Below are 3523 nucleotides of genomic sequence, written 5' to 3' on the forward strand. Positions count from 1 at the left end.
GCAGCAGACTGTGCCGATCTGGATGCTGGAGGAGCTGATCAGACCGCGGCAGCGTCCGGTCACCAATGTCGTCGCCATGGTCGTCGTGCTGGTGACGCTGCTGCCGATCCTCTTTGCCTATTACCTGACCCGCGACGGCGACCAGATCGCCGGCTCGGGCAAATGAAAACAGCGAATAGGGATTAGCCAATAGCGAATAGGGAAAATCGATCGCGAACCCTGCCCGCCATTCGCAACTCGCTGCACGCAACTCGCTACTCGCTACTGCGAAGGGAGAAACCCCCATGGACACCCAGATGCTGATCGGCTCGAAATTCGACAAGGGCACCGAAATCGAGGAGCCGATCCTCAATCCGAAGACCGGCGCGACCATCCTCAACCTGCCGGAAGCAAGTCCGGCGCAGATCGAGGCGGCTGTCAGTGCCGCCGAAAAAGCGTTCGTCAATTGGTCGCGCACCACGCCGGCGCAGCGCTCGACCTATCTGCTGAAGATCGCCGATCGCATCGAGGCAGAAGCGAATGAGTTCGCCGCGCTCGAGGCGCTGAATTGCGGCAAGCCGATCAACGCCGTGCTCAATGACGAGATCCCGGCGATCGTCGATTGCTACCGCTTCTTCGCCGGCGCGGTGCGCTCGATGCCAGGCCAGGTCGCGGGCGAGTATCTGCCCGGCCACACCTCGATGGTGCGGCGCGATCCGATCGGCATTGTCGCCTCCATCGCGCCCTGGAACTATCCGCTGATGATGATGGCCTGGAAGCTGGCGCCGGCGATCGGCGGCGGCAACACCGTCGTCTTCAAGCCATCGGAGCAGACGCCGCTGACGGCGCTGAAGCTGGCGAGGATCCTGTCGGAAATCCTGCCCGAGGGCGTCGTCAATGTCGTCCTCGGCCGCGGCGACAGCGTCGGCAACACGCTGATCAATCATCCCAAGGTCAACATGATCTCGATCACCGGCGACGTCGCCACCGGCAAGAAAGTGCTGCAGGCGGCCGCCAAGTCGGTCAAGCGAACCCATCTCGAGCTCGGCGGCAAGGCGCCGGTCGTCGTCTTCGACGACGCCGATCTCGGCGCGGTGGTCAACGGTCTGCGCGCCTTCGGCTACTACAATGCCGGCCAGGACTGCACCGCCGCCTGCCGCATCTATGCCGGCAAGAAGATCTACGACAAGCTCGTCGCCGATCTCTCCTCGGCGGCGTCGACCATCAAATACAATCTGCCCGACGACACCGAGAACGAGATCGGGCCGCTGATCTCGCGCCGCCAGCGCGACCGCGTGTCGAGCTTCGTCGAGCGCGCTTCGGAATTGAAGCACATCGAGATCACCACCGGCGGCAAGCCGGGCGAGGGCTCCGGCTTCTACTACCAGCCGACGGTCGTCGCCGGAGCGTTGCAGGAAGACGAGATCGTGCGCCGCGAGGTGTTCGGCCCGGTCGTCTCGGTCACCCGCTTCTCGGAGGTCGACGAGGCGGTGAAGTGGGCGAATGACAGCGACTACGGCCTGGCATCGTCGGTGTGGACCAGGGACGTCTCGCGCGCCATGACGACCGCGGCCCGGCTGCAATATGGCTGCACCTGGATCAACACCCACTTCATGCTCACCAACGAGATGCCGCATGGCGGCCTGAAGCAGTCCGGTTACGGCAAGGACATGTCGCTCTACGCGCTGGAGGACTACACCGCCGTCCGCCATGTGATGGTGGCGCACGGGTAAGCCCTCTACCTCTCCCACAACGGGCGAGGTCGGCCACGCAGGCCGCTACTCGACGACGCGGTAGATGTTCCACAGGCTGGTGCCCGACACCACATAGGGCTCCAGCTCCTTGCCCCATTTGGCGTGCGCGTCGATCTTGGCGATCTTGGCGAAGAACTCCTCCAACTGGGCCAGGCTCTCGACCTGGTGGTGGGTCTCGATCGTCGCTTCGCGTGCGCCGACTGAACCGGTCATGAGCTGGAATTTCAGGTCGGCGAGCCCAACCTGCGAGCCGATCTCGCGCTCCCATTTCCGCATCAGCTCGAGCGCGGTCTGCTTGTGACCGAACTTGGCATCGATCTGCCATCTGGCGCTGAACATCTTGGTTCTCCTCCCTGTCTTGCAGATGAATCCGTTCTTGAGCTACTCGTCCCAGGCCTGCACGACCGTCTGCCGCGCGATGCGGCCGTTCTTCAATTCGAGCATCGCGGCGCAGAACACCTTGGTGCCGTCCGGATAGGCGCAGGCCTGGGTGAAGGCGAGATTGTCGCCCTCGGCGATCGTGGCGTCGACCTTGTGGGTCATCGCCCGGCTGCAGATGTCGTCCCAGAAGGTGCTGATCGCCGCGCGGCCGCGGATTTCGCGCGGCTTGCTCGGCGGGTTGTTGCGGTCGATCACCCGCATCAGCGCATCGTCATTGTAGAAGCTTGCCAGCATCTTGCCGTCACGGGCCTCGATCGCTTTCTTGATCGCCGCGCCGTCCACTGTCTTGGTCAGCATTTTATCCTCCATGTGCCCATCGTCTTGGGCGGTAGATGTGCGAAGCGCTCCCCGACAATTACTGCCGGGCCGGGAATTTCTCATTGCGAATTGGCCGTGGCGGCCGCGAACAGGTCGTCGGCCTGCTTCTTGAAGGTGACGAGTCCACCCGGCGCTTGGCCTGCATGGGACGAATTCATAGTCCTAGAGACACCCCTTTCGCTTCGCCCGAAAGCGCCATGGCACTCATGGCCCGTCCGGGCCAGTGTGCCTTGCCGAGAAGGCGGCCGCAGCAGCGCGCGACGGCAGGTCCAGCTTGAGCAATATGTTGGCGACGTGCCGCTTGACCGTATGCTCGCTGAGCCTCAGCTCGGCGGCGATCGCCGCATTGCTCATGCCGTCGGCAATCAGGTTCACCACCTCGCTTTCCCGGGCCGTCAGTGTTGCTGGCTGCAGGGCCCTGGGCTTGGGGCGGCAGGCCGGTTCCAGATGTTGTTCAGACGTGGCCTGGACCACCGGCAGCGGCTCGCTCAGCTCGTCGAGACTGACACGTCCGGCGTCGATGAAACGCAGGCCGGAGCCTATCGCCAGTTCGGCGACCAACCGCGAAGCGAGGATGTCGCCGGGTCCGGCATGGGTGGCGAGCTGAATGGTCACCCGCGCCGTGAGGCCGACCGGCTGGCCGCGCATTTCGATCTCGCCGACATGCACGCCTTGCCCACTTGCCACGCCAATCTGCTGCGCCGCATCGCGCAGCGCCGCTGCGCAGCGTATGGCGCGCGCCGGCCCGTCGAAACGAGAGATCATCAATTCGCCATGCGTGCCGGCAATCCGCCCACCATGGCGGCCCACCAGCAGCCGCCATGCTTCCTGGAAGCGCTGGCTGCGCTCGCTCCACATGCGGTCGCCGAGCTTGGCGGTGTCGAAGATGCGCGTCACCAGCAGCGCGGCAAGCACCCGCTCGGTGTCGGCCACCGCCGGCTGGCCGGTCAGGCACTCCTCGATCAGGTCGGCCACCCGGTCGACGTCCCCGGTCCAGATCGGATGGTCGCGGCCGGGTATCTCAGCAAGCC

4 protein-coding genes and 1 pseudogene are annotated in these 3523 nt (G+C 64.6%); 2 read left to right on the forward strand and 3 right to left on the reverse strand.

Going from position 1 to position 3523, the window contains the following annotated elements; all coding sequences use genetic code 11:
• A pseudogene (locus tag EOA60_RS24140) lies at positions 1-166 on the forward strand (ABC transporter permease); the annotation flags it as partial.
• 118 nt (positions 167-284) lie between these two features.
• Positions 285-1712: a gamma-aminobutyraldehyde dehydrogenase gene (locus EOA60_RS24145; protein WP_095824284.1), complete on the forward strand. Its 1428-nt coding sequence runs from the start codon at positions 285-287 to the stop codon at positions 1710-1712.
• Positions 1713-1757: 45 nt separating this feature from the next.
• On the opposite strand, the gene EOA60_RS24150 is transcribed toward EOA60_RS24145, so the two are convergent.
• The 3 genes from EOA60_RS24150 to EOA60_RS24160 all read right to left on the reverse strand — a co-directional run.
• A complete protein-coding gene (locus tag EOA60_RS24150) occupies positions 1758-2072 on the reverse strand; it encodes a hypothetical protein (RefSeq protein ID WP_095824283.1) in 315 nt (104 codons plus the stop codon).
• A 42-nt stretch (positions 2073-2114) separates the two neighbouring features.
• Positions 2115-2471 (reverse strand): nuclear transport factor 2 family protein, encoded by a 357-nt coding sequence (locus EOA60_RS24155; RefSeq protein WP_095824411.1) that lies wholly within the window; start codon positions 2469-2471, stop codon positions 2115-2117.
• A 225-nt stretch (positions 2472-2696) separates the two neighbouring features.
• Positions 2697-3523: LuxR C-terminal-related transcriptional regulator (locus EOA60_RS24160; protein WP_245502604.1), on the reverse strand; the 827-nt coding region annotated here is incomplete at its 5' end.

This window comes from Mesorhizobium sp. M1A.F.Ca.IN.020.06.1.1 (assembly GCF_004023265.1).
Taxonomy (GTDB): Bacteria; Pseudomonadota; Alphaproteobacteria; order Rhizobiales; family Rhizobiaceae; genus Mesorhizobium.

Excerpts from the sequence above, each read along its gene's own strand:
- EOA60_RS24150 (WP_095824283.1), bottom strand. The coding sequence starts at position 2,072 with ATGTTCAGCGCCAGATGGCAGATCGATGCCAAGTTCGGTCACAAGCAG.
- EOA60_RS24155 (WP_095824411.1), bottom strand. The coding sequence starts at position 2,471 with ATGCTGACCAAGACAGTGGACGGCGCGGCGATCAAGAAAGCGATCGAG.
- EOA60_RS24145 (WP_095824284.1), top strand. The coding sequence starts at position 285 with ATGGACACCCAGATGCTGATCGGCTCGAAATTCGACAAGGGCACCGAA.